The sequence below is a fragment of the Brevibacterium limosum genome (assembly GCF_011617705.1).
GTDB classification, from domain to species: domain Bacteria; phylum Actinomycetota; class Actinomycetes; order Actinomycetales; family Brevibacteriaceae; genus Brevibacterium; species Brevibacterium limosum.
Genome location: NZ_CP050154.1, coordinates 2,608,647 through 2,624,558 on the forward strand (window position 1 = coordinate 2,608,647; position 15,912 = coordinate 2,624,558).

General features: G+C 64.8%; 14 protein-coding genes. 7 read left to right on the forward strand and 7 right to left on the reverse strand.

The annotated features are described in order from the left end of the window. Positions 1 to 69: 69 nt before the first annotated feature. A complete protein-coding gene (locus GUY37_RS11765; RefSeq protein WP_166825844.1) occupies positions 70 to 1,449 on the reverse strand; it encodes an LLM class flavin-dependent oxidoreductase in 1,380 nt (459 codons plus the stop codon). A gap of 58 nt (positions 1,450 to 1,507) precedes the next feature. Then, positions 1,508 to 2,836 carry an MFS transporter gene (locus tag GUY37_RS11770; protein WP_166825847.1) on the reverse strand — a complete coding sequence of 443 codons (1,329 nt, stop codon included), beginning with the start codon at positions 2,834 to 2,836 and terminating at the stop codon, positions 1,508 to 1,510. A 287-nt stretch (positions 2,837 to 3,123) separates the two neighbouring features. On the opposite strand from GUY37_RS11770, the gene GUY37_RS11775 reads away from it, so the two are divergent. From GUY37_RS11775 to GUY37_RS11785, 3 genes are all read left to right on the forward strand, one after another. After that, positions 3,124 to 3,654 carry a flavin reductase family protein gene (locus tag GUY37_RS11775; RefSeq protein WP_166825852.1) on the forward strand — a complete coding sequence of 177 codons (531 nt, stop codon included), beginning with the start codon at positions 3,124 to 3,126 and terminating at the stop codon, positions 3,652 to 3,654. 62 nt (positions 3,655 to 3,716) lie between these two features. Continuing rightward, positions 3,717 to 4,793, forward strand: a complete 1,077-nt coding sequence (locus tag GUY37_RS11780) for an Rv2578c family radical SAM protein (RefSeq protein WP_166825855.1) — start codon at positions 3,717 to 3,719, stop codon at positions 4,791 to 4,793. Positions 4,794 to 4,839: 46 nt separating this feature from the next. After that, positions 4,840 to 5,571: a DsbA family oxidoreductase gene (locus tag GUY37_RS11785; RefSeq protein WP_166825858.1), complete on the forward strand. Its 732-nt coding sequence runs from the start codon at positions 4,840 to 4,842 to the stop codon at positions 5,569 to 5,571. Positions 5,572 to 5,681: 110 nt separating this feature from the next. Here GUY37_RS11785 and GUY37_RS11790 read toward each other — a convergent pair whose 3' ends face one another. Next, positions 5,682 to 6,338 (reverse strand): TetR/AcrR family transcriptional regulator, encoded by a 657-nt coding sequence (locus GUY37_RS11790; protein ID WP_166825861.1) that lies wholly within the window; start codon positions 6,336 to 6,338, stop codon positions 5,682 to 5,684. Between the two features lie 133 nt (positions 6,339 to 6,471). On the opposite strand from GUY37_RS11790, the gene GUY37_RS11795 reads away from it, so the two are divergent. Both GUY37_RS11795 and GUY37_RS11800 read left to right on the forward strand, forming a co-directional pair. Next, positions 6,472 to 8,856: an ABC transporter permease gene (locus GUY37_RS11795; protein ID WP_166825864.1), complete on the forward strand. Its 2,385-nt coding sequence runs from the start codon at positions 6,472 to 6,474 to the stop codon at positions 8,854 to 8,856. A 118-nt stretch (positions 8,857 to 8,974) separates the two neighbouring features. Further along, positions 8,975 to 9,721 carry an MgtC/SapB family protein gene (locus GUY37_RS11800; protein ID WP_166825866.1) on the forward strand — a complete coding sequence of 249 codons (747 nt, stop codon included), beginning with the start codon at positions 8,975 to 8,977 and terminating at the stop codon, positions 9,719 to 9,721. Between the two features lie 13 nt (positions 9,722 to 9,734). On the opposite strand, the gene GUY37_RS11805 is transcribed toward GUY37_RS11800, so the two are convergent. Then, on the reverse strand, positions 9,735 to 10,364 hold the full coding sequence (locus GUY37_RS11805) for a TetR/AcrR family transcriptional regulator (protein WP_166825869.1): 630 nt from the start codon (positions 10,362 to 10,364) through the stop codon (positions 9,735 to 9,737). Between the two features lie 65 nt (positions 10,365 to 10,429). On the opposite strand from GUY37_RS11805, the gene GUY37_RS11810 reads away from it, so the two are divergent. Then, positions 10,430 to 11,629, forward strand: a complete 1,200-nt coding sequence (locus GUY37_RS11810; protein ID WP_166825871.1) for an ABC transporter permease — start codon at positions 10,430 to 10,432, stop codon at positions 11,627 to 11,629. A 106-nt stretch (positions 11,630 to 11,735) separates the two neighbouring features. Continuing rightward, positions 11,736 to 12,563 (forward strand): MBL fold metallo-hydrolase, encoded by an 828-nt coding sequence (locus GUY37_RS11815; protein ID WP_166825874.1) that lies wholly within the window; start codon positions 11,736 to 11,738, stop codon positions 12,561 to 12,563. A gap of 43 nt (positions 12,564 to 12,606) precedes the next feature. On the opposite strand, the gene GUY37_RS11820 is transcribed toward GUY37_RS11815, so the two are convergent. The 3 genes from GUY37_RS11820 to GUY37_RS11830 all read right to left on the reverse strand — a co-directional run bounded on the left by GUY37_RS11820 (position 12,607) and on the right by GUY37_RS11830 (position 15,824). Continuing rightward, complete coding sequence (locus GUY37_RS11820) at positions 12,607 to 13,782, reverse strand: fatty acid desaturase family protein (protein ID WP_228278160.1); 1,176 nt, start codon at positions 13,780 to 13,782, stop codon at positions 12,607 to 12,609. Positions 13,783 to 13,884: 102 nt separating this feature from the next. Beyond that, positions 13,885 to 14,535 carry a response regulator gene (locus GUY37_RS11825; RefSeq protein WP_166825877.1) on the reverse strand — a complete coding sequence of 217 codons (651 nt, stop codon included), beginning with the start codon at positions 14,533 to 14,535 and terminating at the stop codon, positions 13,885 to 13,887. After that, positions 14,532 to 15,824 (reverse strand): sensor histidine kinase, encoded by a 1,293-nt coding sequence (locus GUY37_RS11830; protein WP_166825880.1) that lies wholly within the window; start codon positions 15,822 to 15,824, stop codon positions 14,532 to 14,534. The genes GUY37_RS11825 and GUY37_RS11830 overlap by 4 nt, the downstream gene beginning before the upstream one ends. Positions 15,825 to 15,912 lie beyond the last annotated feature (88 nt).

The window sequence follows — 15,912 nt, forward strand, 5'->3', positions numbered from 1 at the left end:
GGATCGGGAGACGGCCGCAGACTCCGGCGGTCTGCGGCCGTGTCCCGATGCCGGCTCACACTGGGCGAATCAGACGCGCGCACCCTCGCCGAGGCGGTACCGGGCACCCGTGTGGTCCTCGGCCAGGCGGGGGCCGGCTCCGGTGAGCTGTTCGCGCACAGTGGCATCGGCGACCGGTTCGGGCAGGAGGCCGCGGCGGCGCAGTTCCGGTGAGACGTATTTCGTGAAGCGTTCGGCATCGGCTGGGCGCACGGCCGCAGCGATGTTGAACCCGTCGATATCAGCCTCGGTCATCCAGCGTTCGAACTCGTCGACGATCGTCGCCGGTGAGCCCGTGATGACCGGTCCGCGCCCGCCGAGGGCGACGAACTCAGCGAGGTCGCGGATCGTCCACGGCTTATCTCCGGCCATGGTGGTGAATGAGGCGAGCGCGGACTGGTTGGCTTCGGTCGACACGTATTCGAGGGTGTCCTCAGGTGAGGCGCCGGAGAGGTCGATTCCGGTCCATCCGCCGAACAGAGACAGGGCCGATTCGGTGTCGACGTAGCGACGGTAGTCAGCGAGCCGGGCCTCCGCCGCTTCATCCGTGTCATCGACGATGACGGTGGCCAGGGCGAAGATCTTCACCGCGTCACGGGCCCGTCCGCGCTCTTCGAGTCCGTCGCGGACTTTGTCGACCCAGCTGCGCAGGATCTCCGGGGTCGGTCCGGAGAAGAAGATCGCCTCTGCGTGGTCGAGCGCGAATTCCTGCCCGCGCTTGGACGCGCCGGCCTGGAAGAGCAGCGGGGTGCCTTGCGGTCCGGGGACGGCGAGCGCCTGACCGGGGACGGTGAAGAACTTGCCCTCGTGTCCGATGTCGTGGACCTCGTTCGGATCGACGAAGACGTTGGCGTCGGCATCGGCCTTGAGCGCGTCCGGGGTGATCGAGCCCTCGAACAGTTTGTACATGACCTCCATGAACTCGTCGGCCCGGTCATAGCGCTCATCGTGCGGGATCTGACCCTTGAGCCCGAGGTTGCGGGCGGCGGAGTCGACATAGCTGGTGACGATGTTCCAGGCGACGCGTCCGTTGGTGAAGTGGTCGAGGGTGGTCAGGGTGCGGGCGAGCAGGTAGGGCTTCTCGTAGGTCACCGAGGCGGTCACTCCGAAGCCCAGTGTCTTCGTGGCTGCGGCCATGGCGGGGACTGCCACCAGAGGGTCGAGCAGCGGGAACTGCACTCCCGCGCGGTTCGTGACATCGGCGTTGCCGCCGTATACGTCGTAGACGCCGAGGATGTCGGCGAGGAAGAGTGAGGAGAATCCGCCGTCTTCGAGTGTCTTGGCCAGATCGGTCCAGAAGGACAGCTGGGTGAATTCGTCGACGCGTGATTCCGGGTGGCGCCACAGTCCGGGTGACTGGTGGACCGGTGTCATCATGTCGAAGGCGTTGAACAGGATCGGTTTCGTCATGGGTGTCTCCTCTTTCAGGTGGTGCGGTGAGAATGGGCCGAGGAATCGGCCGGCGCGTTCATGCGGTGCGGGCGAGTGCTCGAGCGGGGTCCTTTGCGCCGATGGCGGCGATGAGCGAGAGCAGGCACAGCAGGCTGAGGTAGCCGCAGATGAGCCAGGGCGAGTGGCCTCCGGCGACGTAGAGCAGGGCAGCGACCATCGGCATGATTCCGCCGCCGATGACGGTGCCCAGCTGGTAGCCCATGTTCACTCCGGAGTAGCGGACTTCGATGGGGAACTGTTCGGCGAACCACGCGGCCTGGGGGCCGTAGACGGCGTCGTGGGCGAGGTTCATGCCGAGGATGACGACCAGTGGCAGCAGTCCCAAGGGGCCTGCGTCGAGGAAGGCGAAGAAGATCCATCCGAACACGGCGATGCCGATGAGTCCGAAGATGGTCACGGGTTTGCGGCCGAGTCTGTCCGAGGCCCATCCCCAGGCCGGTCCGGTCACCAGGCCCACTGCAGAGGCGATCATCACGGCCGTGACTCCCGATGTCGAGTCGCCGCGGTTCTCTGCCAGGTAGCTGAGCATGTAGACGGTGATGAGGTAGAAGACGCTGTTCTGTGCCAGGCGCAGTCCGATCGTGACGAGCAGGATCTTCGGGTGCGCCGTGATGACCTCGCGCAGCGGGGCCTTGGCGACTTTTCCGGAGTCCTTGAGCTCTTGGAACTCGGGCGCATCGGAGACGCCGAGGCGGATCCACAGTCCCAATGCCACGAGCAGTGCGGAGGCGAGGAAGGGGATGCGCCACCCGAACGCCTCGAACTGCTCGGCGCTCATGAGATTCTGGACGAGGAAGAAGGCGCTGGTGGCCAGCAGCATGCCCGCCGCTGATCCGATCTGTGTGAAGGATCCGAAGAGTCCGCGCTTGCGGGCAGGTGCGTGTTCGACCGACAGCAGAGCCGATCCGCCCCATTCGGCTCCGGCCGACAGGCCCTGCACAATGCGCAGGATGACGAGGGAGACCGCGGCCCACCACCCGATGGCGTCGAAGTTCGGGACCAGACCGATGAGCGTCGACGCCGTCCCCATGGACAGCAGGGATACGACGAGCAGGGCCTTGCGTCCGACCCGATCGCCGAGGTGGCCGGCGACGATTCCGCCCAAGGGTCGGGCGAAGAAGCCGACGGCGAGGGTGGCGAAGGAAGCGAGCCGGCTGCCGAGTTCGCTGTCGGAGGGGAAGAACTGGACGTTGAAGATCAGAGCTGCGGCGGTGCCGTAGAGGTAGAAGTCGTACCACTCGATCGTCGTCCCGGCGAAGGCCGAGGCCAGCACCCGCTTCTTTCCGGACAGGAACCGCTGCGGCGGGTCCTGGGTGCTCGGTGCGGTGACCGGCGTCTGCGTCATCTGGTGCTCCTATAGCGCGGGATTCGGGTGACTCGCTGTCATGCGAATGCGTGTTTCGCTGAGCAATCTATGTCCGGACCTCGCTGGCACCTGCATGCGTGCGTCACGTCCCGACTCTCGGCGTCATATGAGGTCATAAGACGTCTTCATATGACCTCGGCCACGACTTCGGCGCTTCCGCTTTGCAATGATCGAGCCCATCGGCACGAACTGACGCGCCCATCTGCTTGGTCTGCTCAACACAACAGCAGACACACAGACGATCACACGAACACAGAGGTGAAGGAATGACGCTCTTGGCAGACCCCACCGCACTATCACCGGCACCGGCGGCTCCCGCAACACCTGAGAATCTCCGCGAGACCTTCTCGCACTTCCCTCAGGGGGTGGCCTTCATCGGCGCCGAGGTCGATGCGGCACCGTTGGGCCTCGTCGCCTCCACGCTCACCGTCGGCGTCTCTCTCGACCCGCCGCTGGTCAGCGTCGCGGTTCAGAACTCATCGACCACGTGGCCGACCCTGCGCCGGGCCCCGGAGCTCGGGATCTCCCTGCTGGGCTCCGATCAGGAGCACCTGGCCAGGCAGCTGGCGGCGAAGGACCGCAGTCGGCGCTTCACGGGCGTCACCTCCGAGGTCACGGCCGGAGGCGGGCTGACGATTCCCGGCAGCTCGGCTTTCCTCTGGACCAGGCTCTACGAGGAGGTTGCGGCCGGCGATCACACCGTAGCTCTGCTCGAGATCCTCGGCACCCGAAATGACGATGGGCCCGAAGCCCTGGTCTTCCACCGCAGTGAGTTCAAGGGCCTGCGCGTCTCCTGACCCTGTCTGCCCCGTGACATGGGGCTCTTGACCTGGATTCGAACTCGTGTTCGAATGAAGTCATGCGGTGGAACGAATCGAGCGACGGCACGAGCCCGAGTGCCCCTGTCCTCTTCGGGACGAAGGGGCTGATCCGGTCGGTGCAGACGCCGGAGTTCTCAGGGATCACCTTCCACGAGGTGTTGGCGAAGTCGGCCTTGAACAGGGTCCCGCAGTCCAGTTCGATGCCGTTCTCCTGGACCGTCAACCCCTACCGCGGCTGCTCTCATGCGTGCGTGTACTGCTTCGCCAGGAACACCCACCGCTACCTCGATCTCGGCTCCGGGGCGGACTTCGATCGCCAGGTCGTCGTCAAGGTCAACATCGCCGATGTCCTCGCCGCCGAGGTGGCCCGCTCGAAGTGGACACGCGACCATGTCGCCCTGGGCACGAACACCGATCCCTATCAGCGCGCCGAAGGCCGCTACTCCCTGATGCCCGGGATCATCACCGCCTTGGCCGAACAGTCGACTCCGATGTCGATTCTGACCAAGGGCACTCTGCTGCGCCGCGATCTGCCCCTGCTGGCCCGCGCCGCCGAAGACGTCCCGGTGGAGATCAGCATGTCGATCGCGGTTCACGATGACGCCCTGCAGCAGAGCATCGAACCCGGCACGCCGACGACGAAGGCCAGGCTGGCCACCGTGCGAGCGGCCGCCGAACTCGGGTTCGCAGTCACCGTGTTCATGATGCCGATCATGCCGAAGCTCACCGACTCCCGGGATCACCTCGATTCCACTCTCCGAGCGATCAAGGACGCCGGAGCCGCACGAGTCGTCTACGGTGCGCTGCACCTGCGCCCCGGCGCCCGCGAATGGTTCTTCGAGTGGCTCGAACGCGAACATCCCGAGCTCCTCCCCCGCTATCGCAGGATGTACTCCCGGTCATCCTACGCATCGAAGGAGTATCGACGGTGGCTCGGCGAGCGCATCAACCCGCTCATCGACGGTTATGGTCTGCGCGGACGCAATGACGACGACTACCCGGCGACCTCCCGGTTGCGCGGCCGTAGGGACCCGAGCCGAACTCCGCAGCAGACAGGTTCGCAGGCGGCACCGGCCCAGCAGTTCGCGGCCCCGACGCAGCAGGCGCTGTTCTGAACCGGAGCCCCGGAATAACCCCGGTGTGGACGCGGTTGGCACTGATATGAGGATCGAGATCTGGTCAGACATCGCCTGCCCCTGGTGCTATATCGGAAAGCGTCGCTTCGAGGACGCCCTCGACGGCTTCGCCCACAAGGACGATGTCGACGTCCGCTGGCGCAGCTTCCAGCTCGATCCGAACCTGCCCGATCACTTCGACGGCACCGAGACCGACGACCTCAGCCAGATGAAGGGCATGCCTGCCGCACAGGTGCGGCAGATGTTCGACCACGTCACGCAGCAGGCCGCCGAAGTCGGCCTGAACTACGATTTCGACTCGATCGTCGTGGCTAACAGCTTCACCGCCCACCGCTTCCTCCACTTCGCCGAGACTCACGGACTCATGCCGGATGCGAAGGAGGCGCTGCTGTCGGGCCACTTCGAGAAGGGCCGCGACATCGGTGACATCGGCTACCTCGCCGAGGTGGGCCGCGAGATCGGCCTCGACCCCGATGAGGTCCGCCGGGTTCTCGCAGCCGATGAGTACTCGAACGAGGTGCGGGCCGATATCAGCGAGGCCCACTCCCTCGGCGCGGGCGGCGTCCCGTTCTTCGTCATCGACCGCAAGTACGGCATCTCCGGAGCACAACCGGCCGAGGTCTTCTCCCAAGCCCTTGAGACGGCCTGGGACGAAGGACAGAAGCTCACCGTACTCGCCGGAACTCCGCAGGCTGCGGATGACTCGGCAGAGGATTTCTCCGAGGGCGCGGTCTGCGGACCGGACGGCTGCAGCTGACCAAGACAACTCCCCTTTGCTGCTACCTGACGGCGGCCCAGCAACCCCGCGCAAGGTTGCTGGGCCGCCGTCAGGTAGCAACAGGCGGTCCGGGCAGAGCTGTCTGCTGATCAGAGCAGCGGAATGCTCGGGTAGCGCACGGCGCCGTCCGGGTCGGTCACGGGTGCGCCGATCATCCCCGCTGCGGCATCGATGAGGAAGCGTCCGACCTGCTCCCAGCTGCCCTTGTTGGCATCCTCGTTCATCTTCGCCTCCTGGTCGGCGCAGACCCCGACGACCATGCTCCCCAGCAGATACGCTCGGCCGCGCAGTACTCCTTCGGGGATTCCGTCGACCGCACCGTTGATGAAGCGCAGGGCATCGGGCAGATCGGTGTCCCGAACCACTTCTTTGGCCACCTCGACGGCGGATGGGACTGCTGAGATCTGTGACATGAACTGCGCTCTCCAACTCGGCTTCGGGAGGCTGTCGAGGAGTTCGATGAGCGGCCGCAGACGAGCCGCGACGAGTTCATGGATGTTCGGCGATTCGCCCAGTTGCGCCATCAGCTCGATCCTGCGCCGAGACATCTCGTCGTGATGCCGCTCGACGAGTGCACGCAGCAGACCGTCACGGCCTCCGAAATGGTAGGCGATCGCCGAATGGTTCGCGGCCCCGGCGTGTTCGACGATGCGCCGATTCGATACCGCATCGATCCCATTGCGCGCGAACAGCTCTTCGGCGGCATCGAGCAGCGCATCGCGCGCCCGGTCACTCTGGATCGTCATTCCCTCATCTTTCCACTCGCCCTCGAAATCACAAGTTCTCGATTTCACGACTTTAAGTCATGTGTCTTAAACTGACGAAGTTCACCGTGGTCGACGAGGATCACACGACTTCCGATCCTCCAGGGGGGAGACAATGTCCGATCGTCAACCACGCACGAGAAGAGAGGCCCTCGAGTCCGAGCACCCGGCCTCCGACTCCGAGGCCGGCTCGACACTGACCGCCGAGGACCAAGCTGCAGCCAAACGCGCGAAGGCCGAATTCATCGGCCGCACCGTTGCGATCTTCCTCATGCCGCTCATCTTCGTGGGAATGATGATCACGAGCTACCTGGGAACCATGCACTCCCCCAAGGCCAATGACATGCCCATCGTCGTGGCCGGCTCATCGGCCAAGGCCGACGATGCGACATTCGCGATCAACGGCGCTGAGCCCGACGCCTTCGACATCGAGTCCACCGACGACATCTATTCCGCACGCGAAGACGTCTACAACCGGGATGCCTCGGCAGCGATCATCGTCGAAGACGATACGGCCACGATCGTCACAGCCAGCGGCGCCGGGGTCCAACAGGCGACCACCGTCGAACAGCTCGTGCGGCCCGCGCTCGAGGACGACGGCCTGCAGGTCACCACCGAGGACATCGCCGAACTGCCGGACCGCGACCCGACGGGAATGGCGGCGATGTTCCTCATGACGGCCATCGTCATGGCCGGATACATGCCCTTCAGCGTGCTGCGGTCGAATTCCCCTGAGCTGTTGAAGTTCAAACGCATCGTGCCGATCCTCGCCGGGTGGTCGGCCGCCATCGCCGGCCTCGTCTGGACCGTGGCCTGCCCGATCCTCGACGTCGTCGACGTCAAGGACACGGTGGCGGTGCTCGGCATCGCCTGGCTGGGAGTCTTCGCCATCTCCTCCGTCCAGCTCTTCATCACCCGCCTCGTCGGCGCTCTGGGCGTGATCCTCGGAATCCTCTTCCTCATGGTCCTCGGCATGCCGTCATCGAACATGGCGATGCCGGTGTACAGCATGCCGAAGTTCTTCCGCTTCACCCACGAATTCCTTCCGATGCCCGCGATCGGAGAGTCTCTGCGCTCCGTCCTCTACTTCGACGGCAATGGCGTCACCGGGCACCTGTTCGTCCTCGCCCTCGGTGCGGTGGCCGGCCTGCTGCTGACGAAGGTCTATGACCACTTCTACGCCAAGCGCAACTCCCATCCGGTGCCCCTGGACGTCAATGTGGCCGCGATCCACGGCGGCCGGAGGCCCGATACGAAGCTCATGCGCTACATCTCGCTGACGCTCTTCCCGCTGGCGATGGTGACCATGATGATCACATTCATGCTCGGAGCGATGCATTCCCCGACGCCGAAGGACATGCCTGTGGCGGTCGTGGGATCCTCGGTCGAGCAGGCCGAGGACACGATCAAGCAGCTCGATGAGCAGATGGACGGAAAGTTCGAGTTCACCGCGCTCGACGACAAGGGCGAGGCACGACGACTCGTGGAGGACCGCGATGAGGTCGCCGCTCTCGTCCTGCCCAGTGAGCAGAATCCGGACTTCGAGCTCCTCGCCAACCAGGCCGGCAACAACGCCTCCTACCGGGTGGCCGTGCAGGTCTTCGAGCAGGTGGCACAGGCACAGGACTCCGATCTCACTGTCGACGATCTCAAGCCTCTGCCCGATCGGGACAAGAACGGCGTGGTCGTGATGTACGTCGCGATGGGCTGGATCCTCTCCGGCTTCATGGTCATCATCGTTGCCGCCAACGCCAATCCGTGGGCCCGGCCGCTGAAACGGATGCTGCCGATCATCCTCGCCTATGCACCGTTCATGTCCCTGGTCGTCGCGACCATCGCGGGACCGATCACCGGAGCCGTCGACGGGCACTTCGCGGCGCTGTGGGGTGCCGGCATCATCGCCATCGCCTGCATCTCCATGTTCGCCATGGTCTTCGAAAGACTCCTGGGCATGTTCGCGATCATCCCGGTCATCGGCACGCTCATGTTCGCCGGTGTGCCGTCGTCGAACGGCGCACTCTCGCAGTACATGGTGCCGAAGTTCTTCGCCGCTCTGCACGACTTCCTGCCGATGGCGGCCTCGGTCGAGACGATCCGCTCGATCCTCTACTTCGACGGCGATGTCGTCACCGAACATCTGCAGGTGCTCGGCCTGTGGGGTCTGGTCTCGCTCGCGCTGGTCCTCCTCATCGACGGGATCAGACCGCCGCGCACGGCCCACGACTTCGGCAATCTGCACCTCGAACGCGAACGTGAGATCGCCAAGGAACAGCGCAAGCGGTCACTGGCGCTGGGCATGTCGCCCTCCCAGCAGAACACCGACGACGAGGCGGCCGATGACGAGTCATCACACGGCCACGGTTCGCACCAGACGGTTCAGGGCTCCGTCGTCACTGACGAATCCGACGGACAGGCATCCGACCGCAGGGCCCCGACCGCCGGTGACGGCCTCACCCGCAGCCGCGAGTGGAACGACGGTAAGATCCCCTCAACGGTCTGAACCCGCCCCTAGTTGCTACCTGACGGCGGCGCAGCAACCTCGCGCGAGGTTGCTGCGCCGCCGTCAGGTAGCAACTAGGGGTCTTATTCGGCGGGTTCGGGGCTATGGTGAAGTCACTATGATCAACTCCTCGTCGCTTGAGAACATCCTGGGCAGCACCGGCATGCTCGAGGCCGGTCTGCTGTTGGCCAGTTTCGTCCTGTGTTCGTTCATCGGCTTCGAACGACAGTTCAGGCAGAAGGCGGCCGGGTACCGCACCCATGTGCTCGTGGGCATCGGCACCTGCGCCTTCACCTTGGTCTCCGCGTACGGGTTCGCGGGAGTGCTGGAGAACGATGTCCGTCTCGACCCATCACGGATCTCTGCGCAGATCGTCTCCGGGATCGGCTTCCTCGGCGCAGGAGTCATCTTCAAGGGGCGGAACATGGTCCGCGGCCTGACCACCGCCGCGACGATCTGGGTCACGGCGGCCGTCGGTATGGCCTGCGGCGCGGGAATGCTGCTCTTGGCGGCGATGCTCACGGCTCTTCACCTGTTCACGCTCTTCGTCATCGCGCCTCTGGTCCGCAAGATCCCCGACAGCGACCACCGCAAACTGCTGCGGGTGTCCTACCGCGACGGAGAGGGAGTCCTCCGGGAGATCCTCGCCCTCGCCGGCCGGATGGGGTTTTCGAACACCATCGTGGATTCGCGGCGCTTCGAGACCGCCGACGGCACGCGGATGGTGCGGGTCGAGGTGAGGTTCGACGGCAAACGGCCTCTGCACATGCTCGTGGCCCCGCTCATGGAGCTGAGCGGAGTCGACACTGTGAGCATGCGAGAAGACCACGTCCATTCGGTCGATGACGACGGCGACTCCGTCTGAGCAGCAGATCGGCTCAGAATTCGACGCGGGAGAGCACCTCCGCGATTCCGGCCCGCACTCGCAGCCGGGAGGATTCCCCGAAAACCGTCGCCTGGACAACGGCGCCTTGGATCATGGCCAGCAGCCCCGGAACCATCACAGAGGCACGAGCCTGGGCCGATTCGGCGTCCACGCCTCGCTGATCCTGCAGGTAGGCGGCGAGGTAGGCGGCGAATTCCGCGATGAGGGATTCGAAGATCCCGCTGGCGAACTCTGCGAACTCGGCGTCGTATGAAGCTTCACCCCACACCTGAACCATGACCGATGAGAACGGATTGTCGATGAGCAGGGAATCGATGAGTTCGACGAACACCTCGGCAGGCGCCGTCACCTCACCTTCGGACCTGGCCGTCTCGAGCACCGCCATACGCGGCTCCATCACCCTGCGGGCGACGTCGATCATGAGCTCGGCCTTCGACGCGTAGTAGACGTAGACAGCCCCTGCCGACAGCCCGGCCTCCTTGACGATGTCGGCCATCGACGCACCGGCGAATCCTCTGCGAGCGAAGCAGGCCAGAGCCGCATCCTGAATCCTGGCGCGCATCGCGCTCTTGTGCTCCTCGGTGACCTTCGGCACATCTCCCCCAAAAAAACGAATGATCATTCTTGATGTATCGTACCCGATGGTTTCATAATGAACGAGTATTCGTTTTCGATGATTGGACAGACATGCCGACGAAGATCCTCAGTCGTGGTGCGAGGAAGCACTCGCACCAGGCCCCCGACGACGCGGAGCCGGACCGGAACGCACAGGAGCCATCGGCCTCCTCGCTGCAGCTGCCGCGGGCGCTCCTCGTCGCCGTTCTCGCCGCCGCCGTCGTCAGCCTCGTGCTGCTGGCCTTCAGCTGGCCGACCGTGACCTCGGACCCCAAGGATCTGCCGATCGCCGCGGTCGGCGACGACGAGCAGATCGACCAGATCGCTCAGAACGCCCCCGACGGCATGCTCGACCTCAAGCCCGTCGACTCCCGCGCCGATGCCGTTCGGCTCATCGAGGAGCGTGAGGTCTACGGAGCCTTCGTCCTCGAGGACGAACCGGAGATCCTCATCGCCACGGCCGCCTCCCCTGCCGTCGCCCAGCAACTCAGCGGAATCGGCGCTCAGATGCAGCACAGCATCGACCAGCAGGCAATCTCCGGTCTCCAGGAAGGCACGAAGAAGATGCAGGAGCAGATGCAGAAGACCCTGGAGGCCGGTGCCGCCGGTCAGGCCCCGACACAGGGCGACTCTGCGAAGGACGGGTCCGATCCGGCCGCCTCGGCGACGGAGGTGCCGCAGGTGACGATCACCGACGTTGTGCCGCTGACCGATGACGACCCCTCCGGTGCGGGACTGGCGATCGCGGGCCTGCCGTTGACTCTCGGCGGAATCGTCGGCGGTGTGCTCACCAGCATGGGAATCCGCTCACGGCGGATGCGCATGGTCGGCACCATCGTCTACGGGGTCGTCGGCGGACTGGCCCTGGCACTCATCATGCAGACCTGGTTCGGCATCCTGCAGGGGAGCTTCACGATCAACGCGCTGGCGATCGGACTGTCGATCGCAGCCACGGTCGGCCTGATCAACGGCTTCGTCTCTCTCATCGGTCCTGCAGGCATCGCCATCGGCGCGGTGCTCACCATGCTCATCGGCAATCCGATCGCCTCACTCAATCAGCCGAAGGAGTTCCTCGCCGGCTCCTGGGGCGATATCGGACAGTTCTTCGTCCCGGGTGCGGCGGGCACTCTGCTGCGCGACCTCTCGTACTTCCCGGACGCGCCCATGGCTCTCCAGTGGTGGGTGCTCAGCGCGTGGCTGGCCGTGGGCATCGCCCTCATCCTCGTCGGCCATGTCATCGCCCACCGGAAGGCGCACGCGGCCGCCCACTGACGAGCCGTACCGCCGAGTCGACTCCCACCGACCCTGGTCATCGTTTCCTGCGAGGACTAGGCTCGGTGGGAGTCTGTGGTTTCACCTGTGAGACCGAGAGGATGACATGGTGGAATTGAGCGATGTGACGATCTGCCGCACCTGCGGGGTGGAGACGACGACACCGCCGCCCGAGCTGTGTCCGATCTGCGAGGACGACCGGCAGTGGGTTCCCGCCTCCGGCCAACAGTGGACGACTCGGGCGGAACTCGAATCCGAGGGCCATCGCGTCAGCACCACGGAGCGCGAACCGGGCCTCTTCGCCATCCGCGTCGAACCGAAGTTCGGGATCGGGCAGACCTGTTATCTGGCATGTACCGATTCCGGCAATGTGCTCTTCGACGTGCCCGCCTACATCGACGCCGAGGCGGTCGCGGCGGTCCAAGACCTCGGCGGAGTTGCGGCCATCGCCGCCAGTCACCCGCATATGTTCGGCACGCAGATGGAATGGAGTGCCGCCTTCGACGATGCTCCCGTCTTCGTGTGCCGGTCCGACCTCGATTGGGTGCAGCGGCCCGGTCCCGCGATCTGCTCCTATTTCCACGAGGCGGTGCCGGTGCCGGGAGTGAGGCTCCGACGCACCGGCGGCCATTTCCCGGGCAGTGCGGTGGCGGTGTGGACGGGTGCCGACGGCACCGGCGTCATGCTCAGCGGGGATTCCATCGGTCCGGTGGCCCGGTCGGGGTGGGTGACGTTCATGCGTAGCTTCCCGAACTATCTGCCCCTGTCCGCAGCGGTCGTCAGGCGTATCGCCGCCTCGGTGGTCGATCTCGACTTCGCCCGCATGTACGGCAACTTCGGCCAGTCGATCGGTTCAGGAGCCCACGCAGCGGTACAGACCTCGGCCGAACGCTATGCCGAATGGGTCTCCGGCGCCCACGATCATCTCACCTGAAGTTCTCCTCTTGCCAGCGGGTACGGTACTGCATGTGTCACCGTCAGCGGGACCGGAACTGCGCGGTGACAGGGCAGTCGAAGGGATCGGCTTCGCCGAGGCCGACCCGGTTGAGGTAGGCGATGATGATCCTATAGGACTCGAGCAGAGTCGTCTCGGTGTAGGTGATGTCCTTCTGGCGGCAGTATTCGCGGACCATCGGCTGCACCCGGTGCAGGTTGACGCTCGGCATACTCGGGAACAGATGGTGTTCGATCTGATAGTTCAGCCCGCCCATGAGGAATCCCATGAAACGACCGCCGGAGATATTGCGTGACATCAGCGTCTGACGACGCAGGAAGTCGATCTTCACATCTTTGGGAACGATCGGCTGGCCCTTGTGGTTGGGGGCGAAGGAACCGCCCATGTGCACACCGAAGACGGCGAGCTGGACGAGGAAGAAGACGCTGCCGATGAGGGGGCCTGCCGCCCAGATGGCGAGCGCGGGGAACCCGATGAGGCGGATTCCGATGAAGACGCCCTCGATCCAACGGCGTTTGATCGAGGACTGCCCCCGGGCGATGGCTTTGACGGATTCGACGTGCAGCTGCAGACCGGCCAGGGTCAGCAGGGGCAGGAAGAACCAGCCCTGACGGGCGGCGAACCATTTGGCGAACCCAGTGCGCTGCCGGGCATCCTCGGCGACGAAGACGAGGGCGCCGGGAGCGATGTCGCCGTCGACTCCGGCCTTGTTCGGATTGGCGTGGTGAAGCGCATTGTGCTTCTTCAGCCACCATCCGTAGCTGAGCCCGATGAAGAGGTTGCCGATGATCGTCGACACCCACTCCCCTGTCTTTCCGTTGGTGAAGATCTGGCGGTGCGCTGCGTCGTGGGCGACATAGGCGGTCTGGGTGAACAGTGCGCCGAAGACGACTGCGGTGGCCATCTGCCACCAGCTCTCACCGATGAGGAAGAGCATTCCGAAGGACACGACGTAACCGAGGCCGAGGAGCACGAAGCGCATCGTGTTCCAGCCCGGTCGCCTGGCCAGGAGACCCGCTTCTTTGACCTGAGCCATCAGTGCACTGAAGTCGCTGGTGAATTCCTGTTCGGCGGTTCCCCTTCTGGCCCTCCTGCGTTCGAGCACTGCGGCCCGGGCTGCCCGATCGGGTGCCGGAGTCGACAGAGCGGTCGCGGCTGAGGTGGACGGTTCGGGGGTCATGAGGTCAGATGGGTTCATGATTCCCACCGTAGGGATGTCGGACCGGTCTTTCGTCACCCCTGGGAGCCGTTCTTCACCCCCTACTCGGGTAGGGGGTCCGCGGTGAGGCGGTGGGCGGATTCAGCTGCTGGGGATGACGAGGCCGGATTCGTAGGCGGCGATGACAGCTTGGGCGCGGTCACGGGCGTCGAGTTTGTACAGGATCCGCGAGACGTGGGTTTTCACGGTCTGCACGGCGATGTGCAGGATCGCTGCGATCTCGGTGTTCGAGGCTCCGCGAGCGACCTGGATGAGGATTTCGCGTTCCCGGTCGGTGAGTTCGGGCAGGGCCGTGCGGCTGGGCTGCTGCCCGCCGGTGGCGAAGTGTTCGATGACCCGTTTGGTCACGCTCGGGGCCAGGAGCGCTTCGCCTCCGGCGACGATGCGGACCGCCTCGGCGAGTTCATCGGGTGGGGCGTCCTTGAGGAGGAACCCGCTGGCTCCTGCACGGATGGCGTCGAAGACATAGTCGTCGATATCGAAGGTGGTGAGCATGATGATCCGGGGCTCGGCTTTCGCAGCGACGATCATGCGGGTCGCTTCGATTCCGTCCATCAGGGGCATCCGGACGTCCATGAGGACGATATCGGGGGCAAGGTCGGCGACGAGGTCCACACAGTGCGCACCGTCTTCGGCCTGTCCGATGACTTCGATATCAGCATGAGCGCTCAACAGTGCGGCGAAGCCGGCGCGCACCATCGCCTGATCATCAGCGATGACGATCCTGATCATGGGGTCTCCTCGTCCGTGATCGGTCTGCCTGTGCTCTGATCGCTGCTGTCGGCGAGGGATTCGCGGGGCACCAGCGGCAGCACTGCTTCGACTTCGAAGCCTCCGTCGACTGTGGCTCCGCTGCGGATCTCCCCACCCACCGAGGCTGCGCGTTCGCGCATGCCGATCAGTCCTTGTCGGCTGTGCTTGTCATGCTTCGCCGCTTCGCCAGGGCCGTCGCCGTGGTCGTTGGTCACGCTGATCCAGACGGCTGAGCCGCCGCCGCGGATGCGGATGGCGATGGCGGAGTTGCGGGCGTGGCGGATTGCATTGCTCAGGGCTTCTTGGATGATGCGATAGCCGGCGAGTCCGGTGCTGTCGCGCATGAGGTGGTCGATCGGTTCGCCGCTGCGTTCCACGGTGACCTTCACTCCCGCTTGTCGGGCCTTGTCGATGAGCGGATCGATGTCGGAGAAGTTCGGCTGCGGTGCCAGTTCTCCTCCGCCTTCCTCGTTGCGCAGGACGCTGAGCAGTCCGCGCATCTCGGTCAGTGCGGTGCGGGCGGAGGTGGAGATGTCTTCGAACTCTTTGGCCACCTCGGTGTCGATTCCGGCATGGCGGAACGGTGCACTGGAGGCCTGGATGTTGATGATCGACATGCTGTGGGCGACGATGTCGTGGAGTTCCCGGGCGATGCGGGCTTTCTCCTCGATGGTCACTCGTTTGGAGTGCTCTTCCGCAGTGTTCTCCTTCTCCTGAACCAGTTGGGAGCGGATGAGCTGCCACTGCTGGACGATGACTGCGGCGAGGTAGACGCCGCCGGCGATGCAGGAGTAGATGAGGATGTTGACGACCGCGCCATCGGTGCGGGTGTCTGCGACGAAGAGATGAGTGATGAGCACTGCGGCCGCCGAGCCTGCGATGCCGCCGAGCAGAGCCGCCAGCGCCACTCCCCAGTGGGCGCGGAGTCCGATGATGAGGATGATGACGATCTGAGTGATCATCATCGGAACCATCCACGGCCACGGCACCCCGGACACGTGGGGCCCCAGCAGCGGCAGCACCGTGCAGGCGGCGATCGACATGAGCGTGCCGAAGAGCGGGCGCAGCATGGACAGCGGCATGGATCCGACATGGACGATGGTGACGACGAAAGCCAGTGCGACGGAAGCATCGTTGACCGAGACGGCGATCGACGATTCCACCGCCAGCATGACGATGGCAAGAAAGATCACCGCGACCCAGGCCAGAGCCTCGGGGTTGAGTCGACGGTTCGGCGGCATGAACCTGTCGAAGACTTTTGTGACCATCACAGACACCGGGTTCCCTTCTGTGATTCCGGCCGACCGTTGCGATCATAGCGCGTGGACTGACTCATCACCTGGGAACGGCACATGG